At 71.6% G+C, this 22,338-nt stretch carries 18 protein-coding genes; 13 read left to right on the plus strand and 5 right to left on the minus strand.

Annotated features, from left to right (window positions below; genetic code table 11):
- Nucleotides 1-37: 37 nt before the first annotated feature.
- From bchB to bchF, 3 genes are read right to left on the minus strand one after another with little or no spacing between them, the layout of a single operon-like run.
- Entirely contained in the window at nucleotides 38-1,678 is a 1,641-nt protein-coding gene (gene bchB / locus ASF43_RS15680; protein ID WP_056182820.1) for a ferredoxin:protochlorophyllide reductase (ATP-dependent) subunit B, read from the minus strand.
- A gap of 9 nt (nucleotides 1,679-1,687) precedes the next feature.
- Entirely contained in the window at nucleotides 1,688-2,968 is a 1,281-nt protein-coding gene (locus ASF43_RS15685; RefSeq protein WP_056182823.1) for a ferredoxin:protochlorophyllide reductase (ATP-dependent) subunit N, read from the minus strand.
- On the minus strand, nucleotides 2,965-3,480 hold the full coding sequence (gene bchF / locus ASF43_RS15690; RefSeq protein ID WP_056182825.1) for a 2-vinyl bacteriochlorophyllide hydratase: 516 nt from the start codon (nucleotides 3,478-3,480) through the stop codon (nucleotides 2,965-2,967). The genes ASF43_RS15685 and bchF overlap by 4 nt, the downstream gene beginning before the upstream one ends.
- A gap of 326 nt (nucleotides 3,481-3,806) precedes the next feature.
- Between bchF and ASF43_RS15695 the strand changes: the two genes are divergently transcribed.
- From ASF43_RS15695 to ASF43_RS31250, 13 genes are all read left to right on the plus strand, one after another.
- Nucleotides 3,807-4,733, plus strand: a complete 927-nt coding sequence (locus ASF43_RS15695; protein ID WP_156373330.1) for a B12-binding domain-containing protein — start codon at nucleotides 3,807-3,809, stop codon at nucleotides 4,731-4,733.
- Nucleotides 4,734-4,820: 87 nt separating this feature from the next.
- Entirely contained in the window at nucleotides 4,821-6,248 is a 1,428-nt protein-coding gene (gene ppsR, locus ASF43_RS15700) for a transcriptional regulator PpsR (RefSeq protein WP_082497880.1), read from the plus strand.
- A gap of 72 nt (nucleotides 6,249-6,320) precedes the next feature.
- Nucleotides 6,321-7,196, plus strand: a complete 876-nt coding sequence (chlG, locus tag ASF43_RS15705; protein ID WP_056182833.1) for a chlorophyll synthase ChlG — start codon at nucleotides 6,321-6,323, stop codon at nucleotides 7,194-7,196.
- The gene (locus ASF43_RS15710; protein ID WP_082497881.1) at nucleotides 7,197-8,540 is read left to right on the plus strand and encodes a BCD family MFS transporter; all 1,344 of its coding nucleotides are present in this window, start codon (nucleotides 7,197-7,199) and stop codon (nucleotides 8,538-8,540) included.
- Nucleotides 8,537-9,724: a geranylgeranyl diphosphate reductase gene (locus ASF43_RS15715; RefSeq protein ID WP_056182836.1), complete on the plus strand. Its 1,188-nt coding sequence runs from the start codon at nucleotides 8,537-8,539 to the stop codon at nucleotides 9,722-9,724. The genes ASF43_RS15710 and ASF43_RS15715 overlap by 4 nt, the downstream gene beginning before the upstream one ends.
- Nucleotides 9,721-10,200, plus strand: coding sequence for a TspO/MBR family protein (locus ASF43_RS15720; protein WP_056182838.1), 480 nt, complete (start codon nucleotides 9,721-9,723; stop codon nucleotides 10,198-10,200). Before ASF43_RS15715 ends, ASF43_RS15720 begins: the two co-directional genes overlap by 4 nt.
- A gap of 1 nt (nucleotide 10,201) precedes the next feature.
- Nucleotides 10,202-10,486 (plus strand): hypothetical protein, encoded by a 285-nt coding sequence (locus tag ASF43_RS15725; RefSeq protein WP_056182843.1) that lies wholly within the window; start codon nucleotides 10,202-10,204, stop codon nucleotides 10,484-10,486.
- Nucleotides 10,483-10,788 (plus strand): high-potential iron-sulfur protein, encoded by a 306-nt coding sequence (locus tag ASF43_RS15730; protein WP_056182846.1) that lies wholly within the window; start codon nucleotides 10,483-10,485, stop codon nucleotides 10,786-10,788. Before ASF43_RS15725 ends, ASF43_RS15730 begins: the two co-directional genes overlap by 4 nt.
- Before the next feature lie 71 nt (nucleotides 10,789-10,859).
- Nucleotides 10,860-12,164 carry a DUF3422 family protein gene (locus ASF43_RS15735; RefSeq protein ID WP_056182849.1) on the plus strand — a complete coding sequence of 435 codons (1,305 nt, stop codon included), beginning with the start codon at nucleotides 10,860-10,862 and terminating at the stop codon, nucleotides 12,162-12,164.
- A complete protein-coding gene (gene bchI / locus ASF43_RS15740) occupies nucleotides 12,164-13,162 on the plus strand; it encodes a magnesium chelatase ATPase subunit I (RefSeq protein WP_056182854.1) in 999 nt (332 codons plus the stop codon). Before ASF43_RS15735 ends, bchI begins: the two co-directional genes overlap by 1 nt.
- A 2-nt stretch (nucleotides 13,163-13,164) precedes the next feature.
- Nucleotides 13,165-14,922 carry a magnesium chelatase subunit D gene (locus ASF43_RS15745; RefSeq protein ID WP_056182855.1) on the plus strand — a complete coding sequence of 586 codons (1,758 nt, stop codon included), beginning with the start codon at nucleotides 13,165-13,167 and terminating at the stop codon, nucleotides 14,920-14,922.
- A gap of 192 nt (nucleotides 14,923-15,114) precedes the next feature.
- Nucleotides 15,115-17,259 (plus strand): hypothetical protein, encoded by a 2,145-nt coding sequence (locus ASF43_RS31245; protein ID WP_162241814.1) that lies wholly within the window; start codon nucleotides 15,115-15,117, stop codon nucleotides 17,257-17,259.
- On the plus strand, nucleotides 17,256-20,570 hold the full coding sequence (locus ASF43_RS31250; RefSeq protein ID WP_056182861.1) for a CHAT domain-containing protein: 3,315 nt from the start codon (nucleotides 17,256-17,258) through the stop codon (nucleotides 20,568-20,570). The genes ASF43_RS31245 and ASF43_RS31250 overlap by 4 nt, the downstream gene beginning before the upstream one ends.
- 174 nt (nucleotides 20,571-20,744) lie before the next feature.
- On the opposite strand, the gene ASF43_RS15760 is transcribed toward ASF43_RS31250, so the two are convergent.
- Together ASF43_RS15760 and ASF43_RS15765 are read right to left on the minus strand one after the other, a co-directional pair.
- Entirely contained in the window at nucleotides 20,745-20,945 is a 201-nt protein-coding gene (locus tag ASF43_RS15760; RefSeq protein ID WP_056182863.1) for a hypothetical protein, read from the minus strand.
- Nucleotides 20,942-22,102 carry a pyridoxal phosphate-dependent aminotransferase gene (locus ASF43_RS15765; RefSeq protein WP_056182867.1) on the minus strand — a complete coding sequence of 387 codons (1,161 nt, stop codon included), beginning with the start codon at nucleotides 22,100-22,102 and terminating at the stop codon, nucleotides 20,942-20,944. Before ASF43_RS15765 ends, ASF43_RS15760 begins: the two co-directional genes overlap by 4 nt.
- Between the last annotated feature and the right edge of the window lie 236 nt (nucleotides 22,103-22,338).

Consider the following 22,338-nt stretch of genomic DNA (forward strand, 5'->3'; position numbering starts at 1 on the left):
CGGCACGTCGGGCGGTGCGCGACCCGCAGCCCGTGTCTCAACGACTGAAATGGGCTTTGGCATCGTAGAGGGTCTCGATGGTGATGGTGGCGACGCCCTGGTCCAGGGCGAAGCGCTCGGTGTTGCGCCGGGCCTTGCCGCGCACGAAGAAGGGGATCTTGCCCAGCTCGCGCTCGGCATCGGGCGCCCAGCGGGCGACCACGATGGGGGCGACGCCGGGGGCGGGCATGGCGGGCGCGGCCGGTGCTTCGGCGGCGACGGCCGTTGCCGTGGCGGTGAGGGGCGCGGGTGCTTCGACGGGTGCCGGGGCCGGTTCCGGGATCACAGCGGCGGGCGTGGGGTTGTTGCGCGGCAGGTGCGAGGGGGCGGCGTCCTCGTGGAACTCGAAGTCGCCCTTGAACATGTGCAGCAGGTGCTCTTCCAGCCCCATCATCAGCGGCTGCACCCAGGTGTCGAACAGCACGTTGGCGCCTTCGAAGCCCATCTGCGGCGCGTAGCGGGCCGGGAAGTCCTGCACGTGCACGGGCGCGGAGATGACGGCGCAGGGCAGGCCCAGGCGCTTGGCGATGTGGCGCTCCATCTGCGTGCCCAGCACCAGCTCGGGCGCGGCGGCGGTGATGGCGGCCTCGACCTCCAGGTAGTCGTCGCAGATCAGCGGTTCCACGCCGTACCCGTTGGCGGCCTCGCGGATGTCGCGGGCGAACTCGCGGCCGTAGGTGCCCAGGCCCACGATCTGGAAGCCCAGCTCCTGGCTGGCGAAGCGCGCGGCGGCGATGGCGTGCGTGGCGTCGCCGAACACGAACACGCGCTTGCCGGTGAGGTAGTTGGCATCGACCGAGGCCGAGTACCAGGGGCTGTGCGAAGCGCTGGCGTCCACGCGGGCCAGCGCCTCTTGGGGGGCGATGCCGGCCAGGCCCGCGACTTCGGCGATGAAGGCGCGCGTGGCCTGCACGCCGATGGGCACGGTGCGCGTGTGCGGCTGGCCCAGCGTGCGCTGCAGCCACGCGCAGGCGCTGTGGCCGGTCTCGGGGTAGAGCAGCACGTTGAAGTCGGCCTGGCCCAGGCGGGTCAGGTCGTGGGGGCTCGCGCCCAGCGGGGCGACCACGTTGACCTCGACGCCGATCTGCGCCAGCAGGCCGCGGATTTCCTTCAGGTCGTCGCGGTGGCGAAAGCCCAGGGCCGTGGGGCCGAGGATGTTGCAGCTGGGGGCGGCGCCTTCGACGCGTTCCACACGCGTCGTGGGCACCAGGTTGCGCACGAGTTGGTAGAAGGTCTCGGCCGCGCCCCAGTTCTCCTTCTTCTGGTAGGAGGGCAGCTCCAGCGCCACCACGGGGATCGGCAGCGCCAGCGCGTGGGCCAGGCCACCGGGGTCGTCCTGGATCAGCTCGGCAGTGCAGGAGGCGCCCACCAGCATGGCCTGGGGCTGGAAGCGCTCGTAGGCGTTGCGCACGGCGTCCTTGAAGAGCTGCGCTGTGTCGCTGCCCAGGTCGCGCGCCTGGAAGCTGGTGTAGGTGACGGGCGGGCGCGTGTTCTTGCGCTCGATCATCGTGAACAGCAGGTCGGCGTAGGTGTCGCCCTGCGGCGAGTGCAGCACGTAGTGCAGATCGCGCATGCCCGTGGCCACGCGCATGGCGCCTACGTGCGGGGGGCCTTCGTAGGTCCAGAGCGTGAGTTGCATGGTCGTGCCCTAGGCCGCGAGCAGTTGGCGGCGGTGCAGCGGGCGGCTGAACAGGCCCGCCAGGTCGGCCGCCTGCTCGAAGCCCTGGATCGGGCTGAACACCAGCTCGATGGACCACTTGGTGGTGTAGCCCTCGGCCTCCAACGGGTTGGCCAGGCCCAGGCCGCAGACCACGAGGTCGGGATTGGCGGCGCGGCAGCGGTCGAGCTGGCGGTCCACGTCCTGGCCTTCGCTCAGCACGGTGCCTGCCGGCAGCCAGGCCAGTTCGGCGGCCAGGTGCTGGCGGTGCAGGTAGGGGGTGCCGACTTCGGTGAGCTGCATGCCCATCTCGCGCGCCAGGAAGCGGGCCAGCGGCAGTTCGAGCTGCGAATCGGGGAAGAAGAAGATGCGCTTGCCGGCGAGCTGGCGGCGGTGCACGGCCAGGGCGGCTTCGGCGCGTGCGCGGGCCGGGGCCATGGCCTGCAGGGCGATGTCCTGCGGCACGCCCATCGCGTCGGCCGCTGCCAGCAGCCAGGCCGCGCTGCCTTCCACGCCGAGCGGGAAGGGCGCGGCCACGCGCTGCGCGCCGCGGGCCTCCAGCAGCCGCGCGGTCTCGGCCAGGAAGGGCTGGGCCAGCAGCATGCGGGTCTGCGGGCCCACGGCCGGCATGCTGCCTGCGCGGCGGGCCGGCAGGAAGTCCACGCGCGTGATGCCCATGCCGGCGAGCAGGCGGCGGAACTGGTCTTCGACCACATCGGCCAGCGCGCCGACGATGAGCAGCGACGGCTGGTCGTCCTGGGCGGGCGCCAGTTGCGGCACCAGTGCCGCCAGGCAGGCATCCTCGCCCTGCGTGAAGGTGGTCTCGATGCCGCTGCCCGAATAGTTCAGCACCTTCACGGCGCCGTGCTGCTGCGACAGGCGCTGCGCGGCGCGCGACAGGTCGAGCTTGATGACTTCGGACGGGCAGGAGCCGACCAGGAACAGCAGCTTGATGTCGGGCCGGCGCTGCAGCAGGCGCGAGACCACCTTGTCCAGCTCCTCGTTCGCATCGGCGAGACCCGCCAGGTCGCGCTCGTCGATGATGGCGGTGGCAAAGCGCGGTTCGGCGAAGATCATCACGCCCGCGGCCGACTGCACCAGGTGCGCACAGGTGCGCGAGCCGACCACGAGGAAGAACGCGTCCTGGATCTTGCGGTGCAGCCAGATGATGCCGGTGAGGCCGCAGAACACTTCGCGCTGGCCGCGCTCGCGCAGGATCTCGGTGTCGGTGCAGCCCGTGTCGGCGTGGATCGGGATGACGGCAGCGTTCATGCAGCCGCCCCCGCAGCCATGTCCAGCCGCGCCGCGCGCAGTTTCAGCAGGAACTGGGTCGCGTTGATCGCATAGGCCGCGTACGCCGCCAGTGCCAGCACCATCTGCTGCGCGGCCGTGCCCCAGCCGTTCCACCAAGCCAGCAGGTAGGCCGTGTGCAGCGCCAGCACCAGCATGCTGAACACGTCCTCCCAGTAGAAGGCCGGCGCGAACAGCCAGCGGTCGAACACCACCTTCTCCCAGATGCAGCCGGTGACCATGATCAGGTAGAGCAGGGCCGTCTTGGCCAGCACGCTCCAGGCGGCGATCTGCTCGCCCTGGCCGGTTGCCAGAAAGCGCAGCACCAGCACCACGCTCACCAGGAACACCAGGAACTGCACGGGGGCCAGCAAGCCCTGTACCAACGTCCAGCGCGTGGCGTCGCGGCGTGCGCGTTGGGCGGGTGTGTAGAGCGGCGCGTGGCCTCTCGCAGGACTCAATGGCGCGTCGGACAACGAGGCAGTGCGGGGCATGGGCCAAATCTAGGCCCGCAGCCTCGAAGTGTCAACATAAATTGACGTTAAGAGAAATAGACACTTCCTAAGGGTTTGCCCGCGTAGGGCTAAATGGCGCTTGACTAGCCCTAATCATTCGAAGGATATTGCTGCCCGGGCGACCTAAACCGCAGGATCGGCCGGCACCCAAGCTCCCGTTGTCAACCGAGGTTGACGTTGCGAGAGTTGTTCGAAGTCTGATTGGCAGTGGCACTGTCCTGTGTAACGAACACCGGGCGCCGGTTCTGAGAGAACGAGGGCGCATCCTGTCAGTGCTGCTGTGAGTCCACCCGAGGAGACACGCGGTGGGTGCAACGAATCCTGATCGGTCCGAGGGTCGCAGCGCAGCGTCGCGGGGTTTCATCCGCAACGACGCTGTGCCAGATTCCCATCAACCTGTTGGCGCTCGGCGTGAGCGCGCAGGCCCCCAGTTGGTGTCCGACAACTCCGGGCACGCGCAACAGCTGTCACGGATCGTCGAGCTGGAGATCATTCCGCGGCTGCTGCTGATGCATTCGCACGCGGCTGCCACGTCGCGGCGCAGCGGGGTGAAGATCACGTCGGACCATGTGTCGACATTGGCGGAACTGGCGGTCGACGAAGACCCGGCGAGCGTGCCGCGTTTCGTGCAGGCCTTGACCCAGGCCGGCGCCACGCCGAACCAGGTGTTGCTGGAGTTGCTGGCTCCCTGTGCCGCCCTGATGGGCAGCTGGTGGTGCAACGACGTGTTCGATTTCGCCGACGTGACGATTGGCATCTGCCGGCTGCAGCAGGCCCTGCACGAGCATGTGTACCTGGCGCGCCCACCGCTGCGCGGCGGCGCCTCGCGCATCCTGGTGGCCGCTCCGCCCGAGTCGCAGCACACCTTCGGCGCTGCGATCGCGGCCGAGTGCTTCGCGCACGCGGGTTGGGATGCGCAGTACGCCGCAGGCATGAGCTGGGAAGCACTGGGCGAGATGCTGCGAGGCGAGCCCTACGACGTGATGGCCATTTCTCTGACATGCGATGCCCAGGTGGCAAGTGTCAATTCTGTTATCGTCAAATTGCGTCAACTTTCCTGCAACCCTGCAATGGGCATCCTGGTCGGCGGTCCGCTGGCACTCTCCTCGGACGATCTGCATCTTCGATGCGGCGCCGATGGCATGGTGCTGAGCATCGGCGCGGCGGTCGAATGGGCCCAGCGCTGGGTGACCGACCTCGGCCAGGGCAGCGATGCGGCGGGCACCGGCTGAGCTGGCGTTCTTTTCTAATCTGTGCAACAAGCGCGCCGCTGTTGTTCCTAACACCGAAAACGTTTGATGCACAACTGGAGTCTCGACATGGCGACCCGTCCCGCTTCGCAGGCGCTCCTCCTGACGGATGCGGATGCCGGAATGATGACGGCGGTGGTATCTGCGGCCGCGGACATCGCTTTGGTCATCGATTCGCAGGGCGTGATCCGGGAGGTGTCGCTGGGCGAAGAGGCCGTGCAGGACCTGGCCGAAACGCACCTGTGGGTCGGCCGGCGCTGGTCCGACACGGTGACCGTGGAAAGCCGGCCCAAGGTGCTGGCCTTGATTGCCGGCACGCAGGGCGAGGACACCGAATTCGCAGGCCCCGGCGTCACGCGGCAGGTGAACCATCCCATCGGCGGCGGCCTGGACCTGCCGGTCGCCTACCGTGTCGTGCCGCTGCGCAGCGGCGGGCGCATCCTGGCGCTGGGGCGCAACCTGCGCACGTTGGCCGTCGTGCAGCAGCGCCTGGTCGATGCGCAGCAATCGATGGAGCGCGACTACATCCGGCTGCGCCATGCCGAGGCGCGCTACCGGCTGCTCTTCGAGGCGGTGGAAGAGGCCCTGGTGGTGGTCGATGCGGCGACCTTGAACGTGGTGGAGCACAACGCGGCCGCAGCGCGCATGGTCGGCGACACGGCCCGGCGCATGGTGTCGCGGCCAGCCCCTGATCTGTTCGAGCTCGAATCGCAGCCCGTGGTGCAGGCGCTGTTCTCGCAGACCCGCAATGCGGGCCGCGGCGAGGCGCATGGCCTGCGGCTGGCTGGCGGTGCCGAGGTGCGCCTCGTGGGCTCGCTGTTCAAGCAGGACGGTGTCACGCTGCTGCTGCTGCGCTTGGTGCCGGCCAACGCCGTGCAGGCGCGCGGCCAGGGCGGGCCATCGCTGCTCGACGTGGTCAATGCCATGCCGGACGCGTTCGTGCTGTCGGACATGCTCGGCCGCGTGCTGAGCGCCAACCAGGCCTTCGTCGACATGCTCCAGCTGCCCGCCGGCGAACCGGTGATCGGCCAGATGCTGGACCGCTGGCTGGGCCGCTCCACGGTGGACCTGAACGTGCTGATCGGCAACCTGCGTCAGCACGGCGTGCTGCGCCTGTTCCCGACCACGCTGCGCGCTGGCGACGGGCAGACCACGGCGGTGGAGATATCGGCCGTCGCGGTGGTCGATGGCCCGCAGCCCTGCCTGGGCTTCACGATCCGCGACGTCACCCGGCGCTTGCCCGCCGAAGGCCGCAGCCAGCGGCTCATGCCGCGCTCCACCGAGCAGTTGACCGGCCTGGTCGGCCGGCTCCCGCTGCGCGACATCGTGGGCGAAACCACGGACCTGATCGAGCGCCTGTGCATCGAGGCGGCGCTCGAACTCACGCGCGACAACCGGGCGTCGGCCGCCGAGATGCTGGGCCTCTCGCGCCAGAGCCTGTACGTCAAGCTGCGCCGCTTCGGCATCCACGACCCGGCGGGCGGCGCTGCCGAGTGAGGCGTCCCGGTCGCAGCGCGACTGGGTGTAAATATTAGTTGACATTGATAGGTGTCAGTCCAGAATTGGCTGATGGCCTTGCCCCGCGCTTCCGCTGTCGCCGAGCTGCTCAAACCCATCACCTGGTTTCCGCCGATGTGGGCCTTCGGTTGCGGTGTGGTGGCATCGGGGATGCCGACCGAGGGGCGCTGGACGCTGATCGTCGCTGGCGTGTTGCTGGCCGGGCCCTTCGTGTGTGCCAGCAGCCAGGCCGTCAACGACTGGTTCGACCGGCATGTCGACGCCATCAACGAGCCGCAGCGGCCCATTCCCTCAGGCCGCCTGCCGGGCCGCTGGGGCCTGTACATCGCCATCATCTGGACGCTGTTGTCGCTGCTGCTGGGCAGCTTGCTCGGGCCCGTGGCCTTGCTGGCGGCCGGCGTCGGCCTGTTGCTCGCCTGGGCCTACAGCGCACCGCCGCTGCGGCTCAAGCGCAATGGCTGGTGGGGCAACAGCGCCTGCGCGCTGTGCTACGAGGGGCTGGCCTGGATCACCGGCGCGGCGGTGATGGCGGCCGGCGCGCTGCCCGATGGCCGCTCGCTGGGGCTGGCGCTGCTCTACAGCCTGGGCGCGCACGGGATCATGACGCTGAACGACTTCAAGTCCATCGAGGGCGACCGGCAGATGGGCATCGCCTCGTTGCCGGTGCAGCTCGGCGTGCAGGGCGCCGCCCGCGCGGCCTGCCTGGCGATGGCGTTGCCGCAGCTGGTGGTGGTGGGGCTGCTCTGGCACTGGGACGCCCCGGCGCACGCAGCCGGCGTGGCGGGACTGCTGGCCGTACAGCTGCTGCTGATGCGCCGCTTCCTGGCCGCGCCATTGCAGCGCGCCACCTGGTACAGCGCGCTGGGCATCAATTTCTTCGTCATCGGCATGCTGGTCAGCGCGTTCGCGCTGCGGGCGGGAGGCTGAATGCAGCCGGCCGCCTTCGGTTGGAGCGCCATCGTGCGCCTGGGCCTGGTCCAGATGGCCATGGGCGCCATCGTCGTGCTGACCACCTCCACGCTGAACCGCGTGATGGTGGTGGAGCTGGCCCTGCCCGCACTGCTGCCGGGGGTGCTGCTGGCGCTGCACTATGTGGTGCAGGTCAGCCGCCCGCGCATGGGGCATGGATCGGACCGCACGCGGCGCCGCACGCCGTGGATCCTGGGCGGCATGGTGCTGCTGGCGATCGGAGGTTTCGCCGCGGCGCTGGCCACGGCCTGGATGGCCACGGCCCGCGCGCCCGGCATGGTGCTGGCCGCCGCGGCGTTCGTGCTGATCGGCCTGGGTGTCGCGGCGGCCGGCACGTCGCTGCTGGCCTTGCTGGCCAGCCGCGTGCCGCCGCAGCGCCGCGCCGGCGCGGCCACGACGGTGTGGACCATGATGATTGCCGGCTTTGCGGTCACGGCCGGCACGGCCGGCGCCTTTCTCGACCCCTACACCCCGCAACGCCTCGTGGTGGTGGCCGGCGTGTTGGCGCTGCTGGCGCTGGCCCTGACGGTGGCCGCCCTGTGGCGCCTGGAGGGGCCTGCCGTGGCCGCCAACGCCGCCGCGCCAGCGGCCGAAGGCGGATTCCGCCTGGCCCTGCGCGAGGTCTGGCGCGAGGCGGACGCGCGGCGCTTCACCATCTTCGTGTTCGTGGCGATGCTGGCCTTCAGCGCGCAGGACCTGATCCTCGAGCCCTTCGCCGGCGCGGTGTTCGGCTATTCGCCAGGCGCCTCGACGCAGCTGGCGGCCGTGCAACACGGCGGCACGCTGCTGGGCATGGTGTTGGCGGCAGTGGCCGGCCGGCGCGGCTTCGGCTCTTTGCGTGCCTGGGTGTTGGGCGGGTGCGTTGCGTCGGCGCTGGCGTTGCTGGGCCTGGCCGCCGCCGGCCTGGCAGGTGCCGGCTGGCCGCTCAAGGCCAATGTCTTGCTGCTGGGCGCGGCGACCGGCGCGTTCTCGATCGCGGCCATCGGCTCGATGATGCGCCTGGCCGGGCAGGGCAGGGCCGGCACCGAGGGCCTGCGCATGGGCCTGTGGGGTGCGTCGCAGGCACTGGCGTTTGCGCTCGGCGGCCTGGTCGGCACCGGCGCCAGCGACCTGGCCAGGGTGCTGCTGGCCGATGTCGGCCATGCCTACGCCACCGTGTTCGCCCTGGAGGCCCTGCTGTTCCTTGCCGCGGCGCAGCTGGCAGCGGGTGTGGAGCCGCGCGCGCGCGCTGCGGCCGCAGCGGTCGACGGGATCGGCCTGCGTGGCCTGGTGCGGCCTGCCGCTGGAAGGGTTTTGCCATGAATGACATCCGGGATTGCGATGTGGTGGTCGTCGGCGGCGGCCCGGCCGGCGCCACGGCGGCCGACGATCTGGCGCGCGCCGGCCACCGCGTGGTGCTCCTGGACCGCGCCGGCCGCATCAAGCCCTGCGGTGGCGCGATCCCGCCGCGGTTGATGGCGGATTTCGCGATCCCGCAGTCGCTGCTGGTGGCCCGCGCCGATGCGGCGCGCATGGTCTCGCCGCGTGCGCAGAAGGTCGACATTCCCATCGAAGGCGGCTGCGTCGGCATGGTGGACCGCGAGCACTTCGACACATGGCTGCGCCAGCGGGCGGTGATGCACGGTGCACAGCTGGTGCAAGGCCGCTTCGAGAGCATCGAGCGCGATGGCGACGGCTGCGCGGTCGTGCTCTACCGCGATGCCGCCGGTGCAGCGCAGCGCCTGCGCGCGCGTGCCGTGGTGGGCGCCGATGGCGCGCGCTCGCGCGTGGCGCAGCAGGCCGTGCGCGGCGCGGACCAGGGCCGCTGCGTGTTCGCGTACCACGAGATCGTGGCCACGCCCGACGCCGCGCCGCCGGACTTCCAGCCCAGGCGCTGCGAGGTGCACTACAACGGCGCGCTGTCGCCCGACTTCTACGGCTGGGTGTTCCCGCACGGCGCCACCATCAGCATCGGCACCGGCAGCGCCGACAAGGGTTTCTCGCTGCGCCACGGCGTGCAGCAGCTGCGCGAGCAGGTGGGCCTGCAGCACGCGCGCACCATCCGCCGCGAGGGCGCGCCCATCCCCATGAAGCCGCTGCCGCGCTGGGACAACGGACGCGACGTGGTGCTGGCCGGCGATGCCGCGGGCGTCGTGGCACCCGCCTCGGGCGAGGGCATCTACTACGCCATGGTCGGCGGCCGGCTGGCCGCCCAGGCCTGCGCCGAAATGCTGCGCACCGGCCAGGCCAGCGCGCTGGCCCAGGCACGCAAGCGCTTCATGCGCGAGCACGGCCGCGTGTTCTGGGTGCTCGGCATGATGCAGCGCTTCTGGTATGTCAGCGACAAGCGGCGCGAGCGCTTCGTCAGCATCTGCCGCGACCGCGATGTGCAGCAGCTGACCTTCGACGCCTACATGCACAAGCGCCTGGTGCGCGCGCGGCCGATGGCGCATGTGCGCATCTTCTTCAAGGACCTGGCGCACCTGCTGGGGCTGGTTCGTGCATGAGGGGTGTCGCCGGCCGCAAGCGCGTGATCGCCTGGGCGGCGGGCGGGGCGATCGCAACCGCTGTGCTGGGCGGGCTGGCCACCGACTTGTCGCCCTGGTATTACGCATTGCGCCAGCCGCCGTGGAAGCCGCCGGACTGGCTGTTCGGCCCCGCCTGGACGGTCATCTTCACGCTGACCGCAGCGGCCGCCGTGCTCGCCTGGGAAGCCTGCCCGGCCGGGCCATCGCGGCGCCGTCTGCTGGCGGCGTTCGCGCTGAACGCGCTGCTCAACATCGCCTGGAGCTGGCTGTTCTTCACGCTGCGCCGGCCCGACTGGGCGCGCATCGAGGTGGTGCTGCTTGTGGCATCGGTGGCCTTGCTGATCGTGCTGGCCGGGCGCCTGCGCCCCCTGGCTGGCTGGCTGCTGCTGCCCTACCTGCTGTGGACGGGGTTCGCCGGCTGGCTCAACCACGCCGTGGTGCAGCTCAATGCCTGAAATGAACCTGACGTTGCTGGTCGATCTGGTGCTGGCCGTCGGCATGCTGGAATTGGTCGTTCTGCTGGCGCTGCGACGGCCCGCGCTGGTGTTCACGCTGCTGGCTGGCCTGGCGCTGATGCTGGCGCTTCGTCTGACAGTGGGTGGCAGCGCGCCGCCCTATATTGCCTTGGCGCTGTCGGCGAGCGGGCTGTTGCATGTGCTCGATCTGCGGCGCCGCTGGTCGTCCGGGATCGGAGGGCGAGCGTTGATGTCACTGTCCCCTCCCCACGAAAGAAAACCATGAATAACCGTCGTCAACTCATCCGCATCGTGCCGCTGGCCGGTGCCGCCATGCTTCTGTCGCGCACCGCCTGGTCACAGGCGATGGTGGACGAGAAGGATCCCCAGGCCGCCGCCTTGGGCTATGTCTCGGACGCCGCCAAGGTGGACAAGGCCAAGTACAAGAACTTCGTTGCCGGCAGCCACTGCGGCAATTGCGCGTTGTTCCAGGGCAAGCCGGACGGCGCCAGCGGACCTTGCCCGCTGTTCCCCGGCAAGCAGGTCGCCACCAAGGGCTGGTGCAGCGCCTACGCCAAGAAGGCCTGAGCCGGCCTCACGATGCGCCTCGCACGGCCGCCTGACCAGGCCCGCTCCACCATCGGAGGCGAGGGCATCCCATGAGCCTTGCGCGGCTGCTGCCGCCCGACCTGGCCGAGCGCGCAGCGCTGGCGGCGGAGGTGCATGCACGCCCCTCGGAGCCGCTGACGGCACCGGCGCGTGCCAGCCATGTGGCGGTGCTTGTCGACCCCGACGAGCGCGCGCAGGAACTGGCACACCTGCGCAAGCTGTGCCGCCACTACCAGATCGCGCAACCGGCCGAGGGCGACCAGCAATGGAGCGGCACCCTGGGCCATCTGCGCCTGACATGGGAGCGGCACGGCGAGTTCTCCGCATACACCCTTTTGGCGGCGGGCCGCAGCACGCCGCCTTTTGTGCAGACGGCGGTGGCCCTGCTGCCCGAAGGCTGGCTGGCCGGCGTGCCCGGCTTCACCGTGCAGGCCTGCCACGCCGAGATCCTGCACGCCGACGAAGAATTCGACCTGCCCGCGCTGCAGCAGGCTGCCTTCGCCGGCAACGCCGTGATCGGCTCGGCGCTCGGTGATGGCGTGGCGCTGGCCTGCTCCGACTTTCGCCTGCATGCCGACGGGTTCGGCCGTTTCCTTCTGGCCGACCGCGGCATGGACCCGCTGCTGGCCGGGCGCATGCTGCAGCGGCTGTTCGAAATCGAGAGCTACCGCATGATGGCCTTGCTGGCCTTTCCGGTGGCACGCCGGCTGGCGCCGCGCATCCAGGCGATCGAGAAGTCGCTGGCCGGCCTGACCGACGACATCGCCCGCTCGGGCGACGACAGCCGCAGCGACGAGGCCCTGCTGCAGCCGCTCACGCGGCTGGCCGCGGAGGTCGAGAGCGGCTTGTCGGCCAGCCAGTTCCGCTTCGGCGCCTGCCGCGCCTACGCGGAGCTGGTGCGCACACGCATCGACGAGCTGCGCGAGCAGCGCCTGGCCGGCCTGCAGACCATCGGCGAGTTCATGGCCAGGCGCTTCACGCCTGCCGTGGCGACGGCCGCCACCGTGTCCCAGCGCCTGCATGACCTGTCCGAGCGGGTGTCGCAGGCCAGCCATCTGCTGAGCACGCGCGTGGACATCGCCCGCGAGCAGCAGAACCATGCCCTGCTGGCCAGCATGGACCGCCGCGCCCGGCAGCAACTGCGGCTGCAGCAGACGGTCGAGGGCCTGTCGGTCGCCGCCATCGTCTACTACCTGGCCGGCGTCGTCGGCTACATGCTCAAGGGCGGCGAGGCGCTGGGCCTGCCGTTCAATACCCCGTTGATCGTGGGCGCCAGCGTGCCCATGCTTGCACTGTTGGCCATGCTGGCCGTGCGGCGTGCACGCCGGCATGCGCACGAGCCTGGATCCGACTGATGCCGCTTCCGTTCCCCTTTTCCGCCATCGTCGGCCAGGACGAGATGAAGCTCGCGGTGCTGGTCGCGGCGGTCGAGCCGGCCATCGGCGGCGTGCTGGTGCTGGGCGACCGCGGCACCGGCAAGAGCACGGCCGTGCGTGCGCTGGCGGCCCTGCTGCCGCCGATGCGTGCGGTCGAAGGCTGCCCCTACCACTGCGACCCGGCGCAGCGCTGCGGCCACTGCGCGCCGGGCGCCAGGGCGGTGCAGCTGCCGGTGCCGGTGGTCGACCTGCCGCTGGGCGCCAGCGAAGACCGCATCGTCGGCGCGCTGGACCTGGAGCGCGCCCTGTCCAGCGGCCAGAAGGTGTTCGAGCCCGGCCTGCTGGCGCGTGCGCACCGCGGCTTCCTGTACATCGACGAGGTCAACCTGCTGGAGGATCACCTGGTCGACCTGCTGATCGACGTGGCCGCTTCGGGCGAGAACGTGGTCGAACGCGAAGGCCTGTCGGTGCGGCACCCGGCGCGCTTCGTGCTGATCGGCAGCGGCAACCCCGAGGAAGGCGAGCTGCGCCCGCAGCTGCTGGACCGCTTCGGCCTGTCGGTCGAGGTGCGCACGCCCACCGACCTGGCGCAGCGCGTGGAGGTGGTCAAGCGCCGTGACGCCTACGAGCGCGACCCCGAGGCCTTGCACGCGCAGTGGGCCAAGGCCGATGCCAAGGTGCGCAAGCAGATCACCCGCGCACGCGAGCGGCTGCCGCATGTGGTGGTGGACGATGCCATGCTGCTGCGCTGCGCCGCGCTGTGCCAGCACCTGGGCAGCGACGGGCTGCGTGGTGAGCTGACGATGATGCGCGCGGCCCGCGCGATGGCCGCATTGCACGGCGACGATGGGGTGCAACTGTCCCACCTGCGCGAGGTCGCCGCGCCCGCGCTGCGCCACCGCCTGCGCCGCAATCCGCTGGATGACACCGGCTCGGCCGAGCGCATCGCGCGCGCCGTGGCCGAACTGTGGGGCTGACCATGTCGGCCGGTGCCTGGGCCGCCCGCCTGCTGGCGCTGGACCCGGCCGGCCTGGGCGGCATCGTGCTGCGCGGTGGCCCCGGCCCGGCGCGCGATGCGCTGGTCGCCCAGTGGCAATCCCTGCTCGCCCCGGGCACGCCGTGGCGGCGCTGCCCGCTGCAGATCGACGATGCGCGGCTGCTCGGCGGGCTGGACCTGGGGCTTAGCGTGGCCGCCGGGCGCCCAGTGGCGCAGGCCGGCCTGCTGGCCGAGGCGCAGAGCGGCGTGCTGGTGCTGCCCATGGCCGAGCGCGCGCCTACGGCGCTGGCCGGCCGGCTGGCGCAGGCGCTGGACGGCGGCGGCTTTGCCGTGCTGGCGCTGGACGAAGGCGCGACGCCGGACGAGCGCGTGGCCACCTGCCTGGGCGAACGCCTCGCGCTGGTGGTCGATCCTGCCCTGGCCGCCGCCGATTGGCCGGCGCCGCCACCCGCCGCCCGGCTCGACGAGGCGCGCCGCCAACTGCGCGTGCTGCCCTTCGACGCCGAGGGCGTGGAGGCGCTGTGCGCCTGCGCGCAGGCGCTGGGCATCGTGGGCCTGCGGGCGCCGTGGCAGGCCTGGCGCGCGGCCTGCGCGGTGGCGGCCTGGCGTGGCCATGACGCCGTCATGCAGGAGGACGCCGAACTGGCCGCACGGCTGGTGTTGGCGCCGCGTGCGCGTGCGTTGCCGCCAACGGCGCAGCAGGCCGATGCAGAGCCGCCCGCGGCCGAAGCACCACCGGCCGATGCGGCACCCCCGCCCGACGGCGCCGATGCGAGCGCCACGCCGCCGCCCGACATTTCGCCATTACCCAGCGCCGATCCACCGCCACCGCCGCCCGCCGAGAGCGAACAGCCGCTGGCCGACCGCCTGGTCGCCGCGGCCCAGGCCGCGATGCCGGCGGACCTGCTGGCGCTGCTGGCCGCCGGCCTGGCGCCCCCGCGCGGCAGCGCGGCCGGCCGCCAGGGCGCGGCCACGCGCAGCGCCAGCAGCGGCCGGCCGCTGCCGCCGCGCCGCGGGGCACCACGTGGCGCGCAGCGGCTGGACCTGCTGGCCACGCTGCGCGCGGCCCTGCCCTGGCAAACCCTGCGCCGCCAGGAACGCGCGCGGCTGGCGCTGCCGCCGCCGCAGGCCCGCTGGCTGATCCGCCGCGACGATTTCCACTGCCGCCGCCACCGCCGCCCGGCCGAGACCACCACCGTCTTCGTCGTCGACGCCTCCGGCTCGCAGGCGCTGCACCGCCTGGCCGAGGCCAAGGGCGCGGTCGAGCTGCTGCTGGCCGACTGCTACGTGCGCCGCGACCGCGTGGCGCTGATCGCGTTCCGCGGCACGGCGGCCGAGCTGCTCCTGCCGCCCACGCGTTCGCTGGTGCGTGCCAAGCGCGCGCTGACCGAGCTGCCCGGCGGCGGCGGCACGCCGCTGGCCGCCGGCATCGAGGCCGGCTGGCAACTGGCGGTGGGCCTGCAGGCGCGCGAGGGTGCGCGCGCGCAGCTGGTGTTCCTGACCGATGGCCGCGCCAACATCGACCGGCAAGGCCAGGGCGGCCGGCCGGGCGCCATGGCGGATGCGCAAGCGATGGCGCGGCGGCTGGCCGCTGCCGGCATCGCCAGCCTGCTGATCGACACCTCGGTGCGCCCGCAGCCCGAATCGGCCGCACTGGCGCGGTTGATGGGCGCGCGCTACCTGGCGCTGCCGCAGGGCCGCGCCGAGGTGCTGCACCGGGCGGTCAGTGCGGCGTTGTGAGTGGCACCCCGGGCGCTACGCGCACGCGCGCGGGTCGGCGTCGAGGGTCGCCCTACGTCCTGGGATGCTTCAAGCTGCATACCCATCGTCAACGTTGAGGAAAGCCCGTGGGCGCGCCCGCCCACGCCGCGTCGTTCGCGGAGTACGCTGCGACCCATAGCCGTTGGGGGACGGTGCCGGCAGGAGGATTCCATGCGATGGTTCAAAGGACTGGTCGGCGCACTCGCCGCGTGCTGTGTCTCCATGGCCTGGGCTGCCGACTGCCCCAGCGATACCACCAAGACCAACACGCTGGCACTGACGCGGGCGGACGGCCCGGCGGACGCGGAGATCGCCGTCGACCGGCCGCGCCTCGACACCGCCTGGGTGCTGCGCAACTGCTCCAGCACGGCGGTGGTGGTCACGCTGCCCAAGGTGACGTTGCACGGCCCGAGCGGCGCCATGCACGATCTGGAGTGGTGGCACCCCGACCTGGTGCTGGTGCCCGAGCGCGACCCAGGTCTGCGGCTGCCCGCGCGCGATGCACGCCTGCTGCTGTTGCGCAGCGCCAAGGATGCAGGCTTGTACCCCGGCCTGCACACGGCCGCCATCCGCGCCGAGTCCGATCAGGACGGCTGGGCGCCCTTGCTCGCCACGTTCCGCGTGAAGTACGCCGTGGCCAAACCACCCGAGGCGATCGCAAGTGCGCCGGTCACCTCACACTACGCGAACCTGTTCCATCGGCCGAAGTCCATCGAGTACCGCATTCCCGTTCGGGGCAGCGCAGCGGCGGGTGCCGCGCCTGTGCTGAGCGCCGAATCGTTGACCCGCAAGACGGGCGACGACGCCAAGTGGGTCGAAGCCCTTGCCGCCCCGGAGCCCACCGCCAGTGCGGTTGTGGTCCGCAATGGCACAGGCGTCTACGCCCTGCGTTTCGACAACGTGCAAAGCCCGGGCCGCTACGACGCCCAACTGAGGCTGCATCAGCCCGGCTATGCCGACACCACCGCGCCGCTGACCTTCTACGTGAGGGACCAGCCCGGCGTGGCCTTTCTGTTCATCCTGCTGGGCGTGGTGGCTTCCTACCTCATGAGCCTGTACGGCGTGGTCTGGCGACCGCGCCTGCTGGCACAAGTGCGCCTCGGCACGATCTTCGACCACCTGGGCGCAGCCGAAGCCGCAGCGCGGGGCGATGCCGACGCCACGGCGCTGGTGCACCGCGTGCTGGAGGGTTTCAAGACGGCGGTGAAAGACACGCAGCCGCGCCGCACGCCGCTCGACGATGCCACGGTCCAGTTGTACGCCGACATCGCGCGGGCGCTGCCCTCCTGGTCCGCGACCATCGCGCGTTTGAAGGCCCTGCGTCCGGAGTCGGTGGGGCAGGAGATGCTGAGCTTGTTGAGCGACCACGCGCAGGCGCTGGTGGCCACGCCGCTGGACCCGGTAAAGGTGAAGGCCGCCCTCGACGCCCTGGCCGACATGCCCCGCACCGCAGCCGCCAAGGCCGCCGCCGCACTGGATGGCGCGATCAAGACCTTTGCGAACGTCTTGAGTTCGGCGGCCAGCCAGGACGCCGGCTTCGCGACGGCGCACGGGCACATCATTCGCGCGCAGGAGCTGTCGGCCACGGGCCGCGTTCAAGAGGCGCTGGGGGCCTACGACGCGGCGGTACAGGCGTATGTCGATCACTACGCGCAGCGGCTCGCGGTGCGTGCCGACCTTGCGCGGAAAGAGCCGGGCGTTGTCGAGACCGACTGGCACGTGATCTGCGAGGACACACAGCAGGCGCTGAAAGCGGTGGCTGCGGCCCGCAGCGGCGAGGCAAAGCTGCGCGGCCTCCAGCAAGCCGCGCGCGTCTTCCTGCTCGCCTGCGCCGATTCGTTGCGCCGCTATGCGGCTGCGGAGCACCCGGACAAGCTGGATGCCGTGAACGCGCGGCTGGCCGATCTGAAGACGGCGCTGGACGGCGGGGATGTCGCCACGGCCTTCGCGCAGTTCGAGGCCGTCGCCGACGCGCTCGGGCAACAACGCGCCGGTCAGGGCATGGGCGCAGCAGGCGGCCCGGGCGCTGCTGCGCCGGCCTTCGATGCCGTGCAGGTGTTCGCGCTGCCCACGACATGGGAAGCCGTGTCGGCCGTCGGCGCGGTCGCCAGTACCGAGGCGACGTTGCACACCACCGACCGGCTGCTCAGCCTGCTGGTGCTGGTGGTGGCCAGCATGGCCGGCCTGGGAGTGGTGTGGGCCAAAGACCCCGCCTGGGGCGGCTGGAGCGCCTACCTCGGCGCGTTCCTGTTCGGGCTGGCGGCGGACCAGTTCACCAAGTCCGGCGTGGCCGCGCTGCGCGCGCTCAAGCCATGAACCGCTACCAGCGCCGCGACATCCGGCTCGACATCGTGGCGCGTGCGTCCGAAGCGCTGCTGCGCCGCACCGATGGCGACGGCACCGTCGTCGAGGCAATGCTGCCGCGCGCTGCGCTGGACAGTGCGGCAGCCGGCGATGCCGACGCGTTGCGCGACGCGCTTGCGCCATTCGCGGCACAGCAGGCGCGGCCCGTGCCGACTCTGGCCGACCTGCACGGTTCGTTCACGCTGGACCGCGTGACGCTGGCGCTTGGCGAAGCCTCCTGGTCGGCGATCAACTGGGAAGGCTTGATCAACCACCACGCCACGTTCGTGCGGGTCACGGATGTGCTGGCCCGCGTGGCTCGCCTGCCACTGACCTTTCCGCTGCGCCTGCTGGAAAGCGGCGGCACGCCCGTGGTCGCTGCGGCGTTGCACGACACCTTTCTCTACAGCGATCGTTCGCAGGCGCTGGTGGATGCCGCCGTCGCCCCGGCGGCGCTGGAGGGCTATCCGCACGCGCAGCGCTGGCCGACCGTCGATGTGCTGCACCTGCGCTCGGCGGCCCTGGTGCTGCGCCCGGACGGCCGGCCCGCCCCCTGGCTCGCGCCCTTCGTCGAGCGCTACCAGACCCGCCTGCTGGTCATCGAGTGCGAGAGCGCTGCCGCACCCGCGGCACGGCGGCTGGCGCAGGCGCTGGTCGAGCGGGCAGGGCCCGCCGTCTGGCTGATGCCGGCGACGGATGATCCGCAGGTGTGGGCGTGGTTCTACGCCCACCTGTCGCATGATCGACCGCTGGATTGGTCGCACGCCCATCTGGCCGTGTACCACCTGCCGTGCGGCGCGCTGTTCGTGGGCGGCGGGCGCGAGGAGCTGCTGCGCTATTCCACGCTCGCCGAGGCGCTGCGCAGCCCGGCTGCCAATGCGGTCGAGCTGGCACCCGACTGGCGCGGCGACGCGCCCCCCGAGCCTGTCGCGTCGCCGCGGCTGACGGACACCGTGCGGCGCGCGGCTGCCAGGGCCGTCGCATCGTCCGCCCAGCGCAACGGCATTTCGGTCGTGACGGGGCAACTCGATCTGGGTGTCCAGGATGATGCAAGGCTCGTACGTTTCGGGGCCAGCGTGGCCGCCCGCCTCGTCGAGCGCGGCATCCACGCGCCGGCAGTGGATGCCGCCATCGCGCGCCTGCGGCACACGCAGCCCAGCATCGACGCGCTGGCCAGTGCCGCATCGGAAGGCGCCGTGCTGCTGTCGTCGCTGCGTGGCTCGCCGGCCGCTGCCGCAGTGGTCACCACCGCCCTGGACGACATCGGGGCGCTGACCGACCTGCGCTACGAGAACCACGAGTCCGAGGGCATGCTGCCGCTGGCGAGCAAGCTGGCGGTGGCGCGCAAGCTGGCGCAGCGCTTGGGCGGCCTGCGGCCCGTACCCAGCGGTGCAGCGCGCCACGTCAACATCGGCTTCTTCGCCCCCGACGGCGACACCGGCCTGCGACGCCTGTCGCCGGACGCAGCGCTGGACGCGCGCGCGCTGGTGCACCTGGGCGTGCAGATCGGCCCGCTCGACGAACTGGTCGTCTCGCTGGGCAGCTCCGCGCTATTAGAGGAGATCGACCGCTCGCGCGCTGCGCTGGCACTCGAGGTGGGCGTGTCCGGGTTGGAATTCGAAGTGATCGGCAACCCGGTGCAGGCCTTGCTGCTCGAGCCCGGCCTGGCGAGCGACCTGCTGGCCTTCGCCGTCCGGCCGGCGGCCACGACCACCGTGCCCGGCGTCGCGCGGCTGCGGGTGTCGCTGTTCCGCAGCAACCATGTGGTGCAGTCGTTCCTGGTCGCGGCCCGCCTGAGCGGCGCCGACGCAGCGCATGCCGCACTGGCATCGGCTCTGGCAGTCGACGTCTCGGAGATCGACCAGCTGGCCGCCAGCCGGGGCGCGCTGGGCCATGTGCAGCGGCTGGAGTTCAGCATGGCCACGGCGGCCGATGCCGAGCGGCTGCCGCCGCGCGGCCTAACGCTGCTGGCCAACGACAGCGGTGGCGAGAAAGTTGTCACGCTCAAGTCCAACGACCTCTTCGTGGTCGCGCGCAGCCGTCTGTTCGAGCCGCACATCGTCGCCCTGCGTGCCGCGCTGAACGACATGACGAGCGATGCGGCGGGCTTTTATCCCTACCAGCGCGGGGCTGTCGAGAACCAGGGGGACCCGGGCCGACTGGTCCAAAGGCTGTGGCGCCTGGCCAGGGCCGGCTGGGCGCTGTGTTCGGTGCTGCTGCACGGCGAAGACGAACGCGAGGCTGTGCGTGCGCTGATGCTGCGCGACGGGGGCCTGCAGGCGGCGCACATGCTGGCCAGCGATGTCATTCCCTGGTCGCTGGTCTATGACCGGCCGGTGCGCTCGGAAGCAGCCATACCCGCGGGCGAAGCCGACACGCCGGCGTTGTGCCCGGCGGGCATGCCCGCCGCCGACGAAGGGCCGGGCGCCGCCGACTGCGGACACCGCGAAGCCTGTCTGCTGCACGCGCAACAGCAGCAGCTGCGCCGTGAAAAAGGCCTGGAGCCGCACGCGGCCGACATGGTGCTGTGCCCGCTGCGCTTCTGGGGCTACCGTGTGCCGATCGAGGTGCCGGCGCACCAGGTCCATGGCGTTGCCGGACGCGATCCGCCACCGCTGCAAACCACGATCACGGCCGGCTCGCCGCTGCGCTTCGGCGCGGTCTTCAATCCGAACCTGCGCCAGGCCGAGGACCACCACAGGCAGATCGCGGAAGACCTGGGCGCGCTGGCCAAGCGCAAAGCCGAGCTCGTCGGGCCCGGCCTGCGGGTCACGCAGCGCGAGGACGCGCTGGCGTTGCTGCGCCAGACGGACCTCGACCTCGTGTACCTGTACTGCCATGGGCTCAAGTCGGTGACGGGCGGCGGGCGCACCGCGGGGCCGGGGCTCGATTTCGGACTTGCGCACGACGCCACCCGACCGCGGATCGACGACTTGATCGCGGCGGCCGACCTGTACGGTCCCCAGTGGCAGCACGCGCCGCTGGTGTTCATGAACGGCTGCCACACCGCCGCATTCAACGACTACGCGCCGTCCGAACTGGTGCTGGCGTTCGTTCGTGAGCGCCGTGCCGCTGCCGTGGTCGGCACCGAGGTCACGACGGTGGAAGTGCTGGCGCGTGAGTTTGCGCGCCGGTTCTTCGCGGCGTTCATTGATCGCGGCACCACGGCAGGCCAGGCGCTGCTGGCAGCGCGGCGCGAACTGCTGGCCAAGAACAACCCGCTGGGCCTGATCTACACGCTCTATGGGTCGTCGAACCTGGTGTTGGAAAGTGGCCGGGCCTGAGTGACAGAACAACGTGACGGACCGGCGACGCGCGGCGCCTCTACGAGCGCCAGATGCCCCTTCCCGCCAGCAAGCTGGACCCCGCCCCTGGCAGCCCAGGAGGGGCTGGGCAGACGCCGGTCTCCCTCGGATTGGTAAGTCGGCTGCCTTGCCGACCCATGCGGCACCAGCCTGTCAGCGCGTTGCCGCCGCTTCGGCCTGGCGGCGCAGCCAGTGCATCCACGCGACCAGGGCCAGCAGCCCGATGCTGCAGGTGCCCGGCACCGGGTCGCGCGCGCCCACGGCCAGGAAGGTCGGGCCGTGCCAGTGCCGGGCGTACCAGTCCCGTGCGCGGCACGACGCCTCGGAGCCCGTGTCAGCGCCGAGCCGCCTCAACGCGCCGCGCGCGCGCTGGCCATGGCCTGCCCCAAGGCCTGCAGGGCCGGCTCCAGTTCCGTGATCGGCAGGTAGCCGAAGCCCAGGCGGAAGGTGCGCAGGTCTTCGCCGAACCAGCGTCCGTCGGCCAGTTGCAGCTGGCGCTGGGGCAGCAGCGCCCAGAACCTGGCAACGGCCGCGTCGTCGAAGACCTCGGGCCGCAGGCGCATGCAGCACAGGGCGCCGGCATCCGGTGCCACCCAGTCCAGCGTGTCGCGGTGGGCCTGCTGCCAATGCCGCACCAGGGCCAGCGCCGCCGTCAACAGCTGGCGGCGCGGCTGCAGCACCTGGTCGCTCTGGCGCAGCAGTGCGGCCGCCAGGGCTTCATCGAGCGTCGATCCCGAGATGACCAGGTTCATCTTGGCGATGGTGAGCCGGGCCTTGAGTGCCGCGTCGTGCACCGTCAGCCAGCCGCAGCGCAGCCCCGGTGCGCCGTGGGCCTTGGAGACGGACGAGCCGGTCAGCACCCGCGGGTCCAGCGCCGCCGCGCTCGGAATGGCGGGCGTGTCGCCATAGGTGGCCTCGCGGTAGGTCTCGTCGACGAACAGCAGCGCCTGCGGCGCGCGGTCTGCCATGTGCCGCAGGATCTGCTGCAGCACCGGCACCGGGGTCTGCACGCCATTGGGGTTCTGCGGGCTGGCGATGCACACGAGCCGGGTGCGTTCGCTCAGCGCGGCGGCGATGCACTCGGCGTCGGCGCGGTAGCCGTCGGCAAAGGCCAGCCGCACCTCCACGATGCTGGCGCCGCATCCCACCATCACATCGCGACTGGGCGGGAAGCAGGGCGTGACCAGCACAACCTCGTCGCCGGGCCGGCACACCTCCAGCGCCAGCAGCGCCAGGCCCAGCGCGGTGCCCGTGGTGGTCAGCACGCAATCGGCCGCCACGCCGCTGCGTTCGCCCACGGCCTCGCGCAGGCTGGCGAGCCCCTCGGAACTGCTGTAGCCCAGGCGCAGGGTGCGCATCTGGTCCAGCCCCGCGATGTCCAGCAGTTCGCCGAGAGTCAGATCCTTGGCGGTGCTTTCAGCGAGGTTGAAGCGGCGGTTGATGTCGAGCAGGGAAACGATGTCGTTCCGGGGGAACCGTCCCGTCCAGGGGGGTGCGATGTCGGGTGTCAAGGGATGCTCCGTAAGGGTGGTGCGGCCGCGCGCGCCATCGGGCCACGATCGGGCCGCGCGCGGCGATTGTGCAGGGTGGATGCAGGCCCGGCGCCAGCGAAGCGCCATGGCGGGAGGGCGGTGTCGCGCAGGGCCGTCGGCGCGGCGCCGTGGCGCGCGCCGACAGCGCGCGTGCGGCCTCGGTCAGCACCGGCGTGATGGCGGCCCAGCCCACGGCCCGCATCGCCAGCGCCAGC

This window comes from Pseudorhodoferax sp. Leaf267, from assembly GCF_001422405.1.
Classification (GTDB): domain Bacteria; phylum Pseudomonadota; class Gammaproteobacteria; order Burkholderiales; family Burkholderiaceae_C; genus Pseudorhodoferax.

What these genes read in the sequence shown, in the direction of transcription:
- bchB (WP_056182820.1), bottom strand. Translation starts at nt 1,678, where the DNA reads ATGCAACTCACGCTCTGGACCTACGAAGGCCCCCCGCACGTAGGCGCC.
- ASF43_RS15685 (WP_056182823.1), bottom strand. Translation starts at nt 2,968, where the DNA reads ATGAACGCTGCCGTCATCCCGATCCACGCCGACACGGGCTGCACCGAC.
- bchF (WP_056182825.1), bottom strand. Translation starts at nt 3,480, where the DNA reads ATGCCCCGCACTGCCTCGTTGTCCGACGCGCCATTGAGTCCTGCGAGA.
- ppsR (WP_082497880.1), top strand. Translation starts at nt 4,821, where the DNA reads ATGGCGACCCGTCCCGCTTCGCAGGCGCTCCTCCTGACGGATGCGGAT.
- chlG (WP_056182833.1), top strand. Translation starts at nt 6,321, where the DNA reads ATGGCCTTGCCCCGCGCTTCCGCTGTCGCCGAGCTGCTCAAACCCATC.
- ASF43_RS15710 (WP_082497881.1), top strand. Translation starts at nt 7,197, where the DNA reads ATGCAGCCGGCCGCCTTCGGTTGGAGCGCCATCGTGCGCCTGGGCCTG.
- ASF43_RS15715 (WP_056182836.1), top strand. Translation starts at nt 8,537, where the DNA reads ATGAATGACATCCGGGATTGCGATGTGGTGGTCGTCGGCGGCGGCCCG.
- ASF43_RS15720 (WP_056182838.1), top strand. Translation starts at nt 9,721, where the DNA reads ATGAGGGGTGTCGCCGGCCGCAAGCGCGTGATCGCCTGGGCGGCGGGC.
- ASF43_RS15725 (WP_056182843.1), top strand. Translation starts at nt 10,202, where the DNA reads ATGAACCTGACGTTGCTGGTCGATCTGGTGCTGGCCGTCGGCATGCTG.
- ASF43_RS15730 (WP_056182846.1), top strand. Translation starts at nt 10,483, where the DNA reads ATGAATAACCGTCGTCAACTCATCCGCATCGTGCCGCTGGCCGGTGCC.
- ASF43_RS15735 (WP_056182849.1), top strand. Translation starts at nt 10,860, where the DNA reads ATGAGCCTTGCGCGGCTGCTGCCGCCCGACCTGGCCGAGCGCGCAGCG.
- bchI (WP_056182854.1), top strand. Translation starts at nt 12,164, where the DNA reads ATGCCGCTTCCGTTCCCCTTTTCCGCCATCGTCGGCCAGGACGAGATG.
- ASF43_RS15745 (WP_056182855.1), top strand. Translation starts at nt 13,165, where the DNA reads ATGTCGGCCGGTGCCTGGGCCGCCCGCCTGCTGGCGCTGGACCCGGCC.
- ASF43_RS31245 (WP_162241814.1), top strand. Translation starts at nt 15,115, where the DNA reads ATGCGATGGTTCAAAGGACTGGTCGGCGCACTCGCCGCGTGCTGTGTC.
- ASF43_RS31250 (WP_056182861.1), top strand. Translation starts at nt 17,256, where the DNA reads ATGAACCGCTACCAGCGCCGCGACATCCGGCTCGACATCGTGGCGCGT.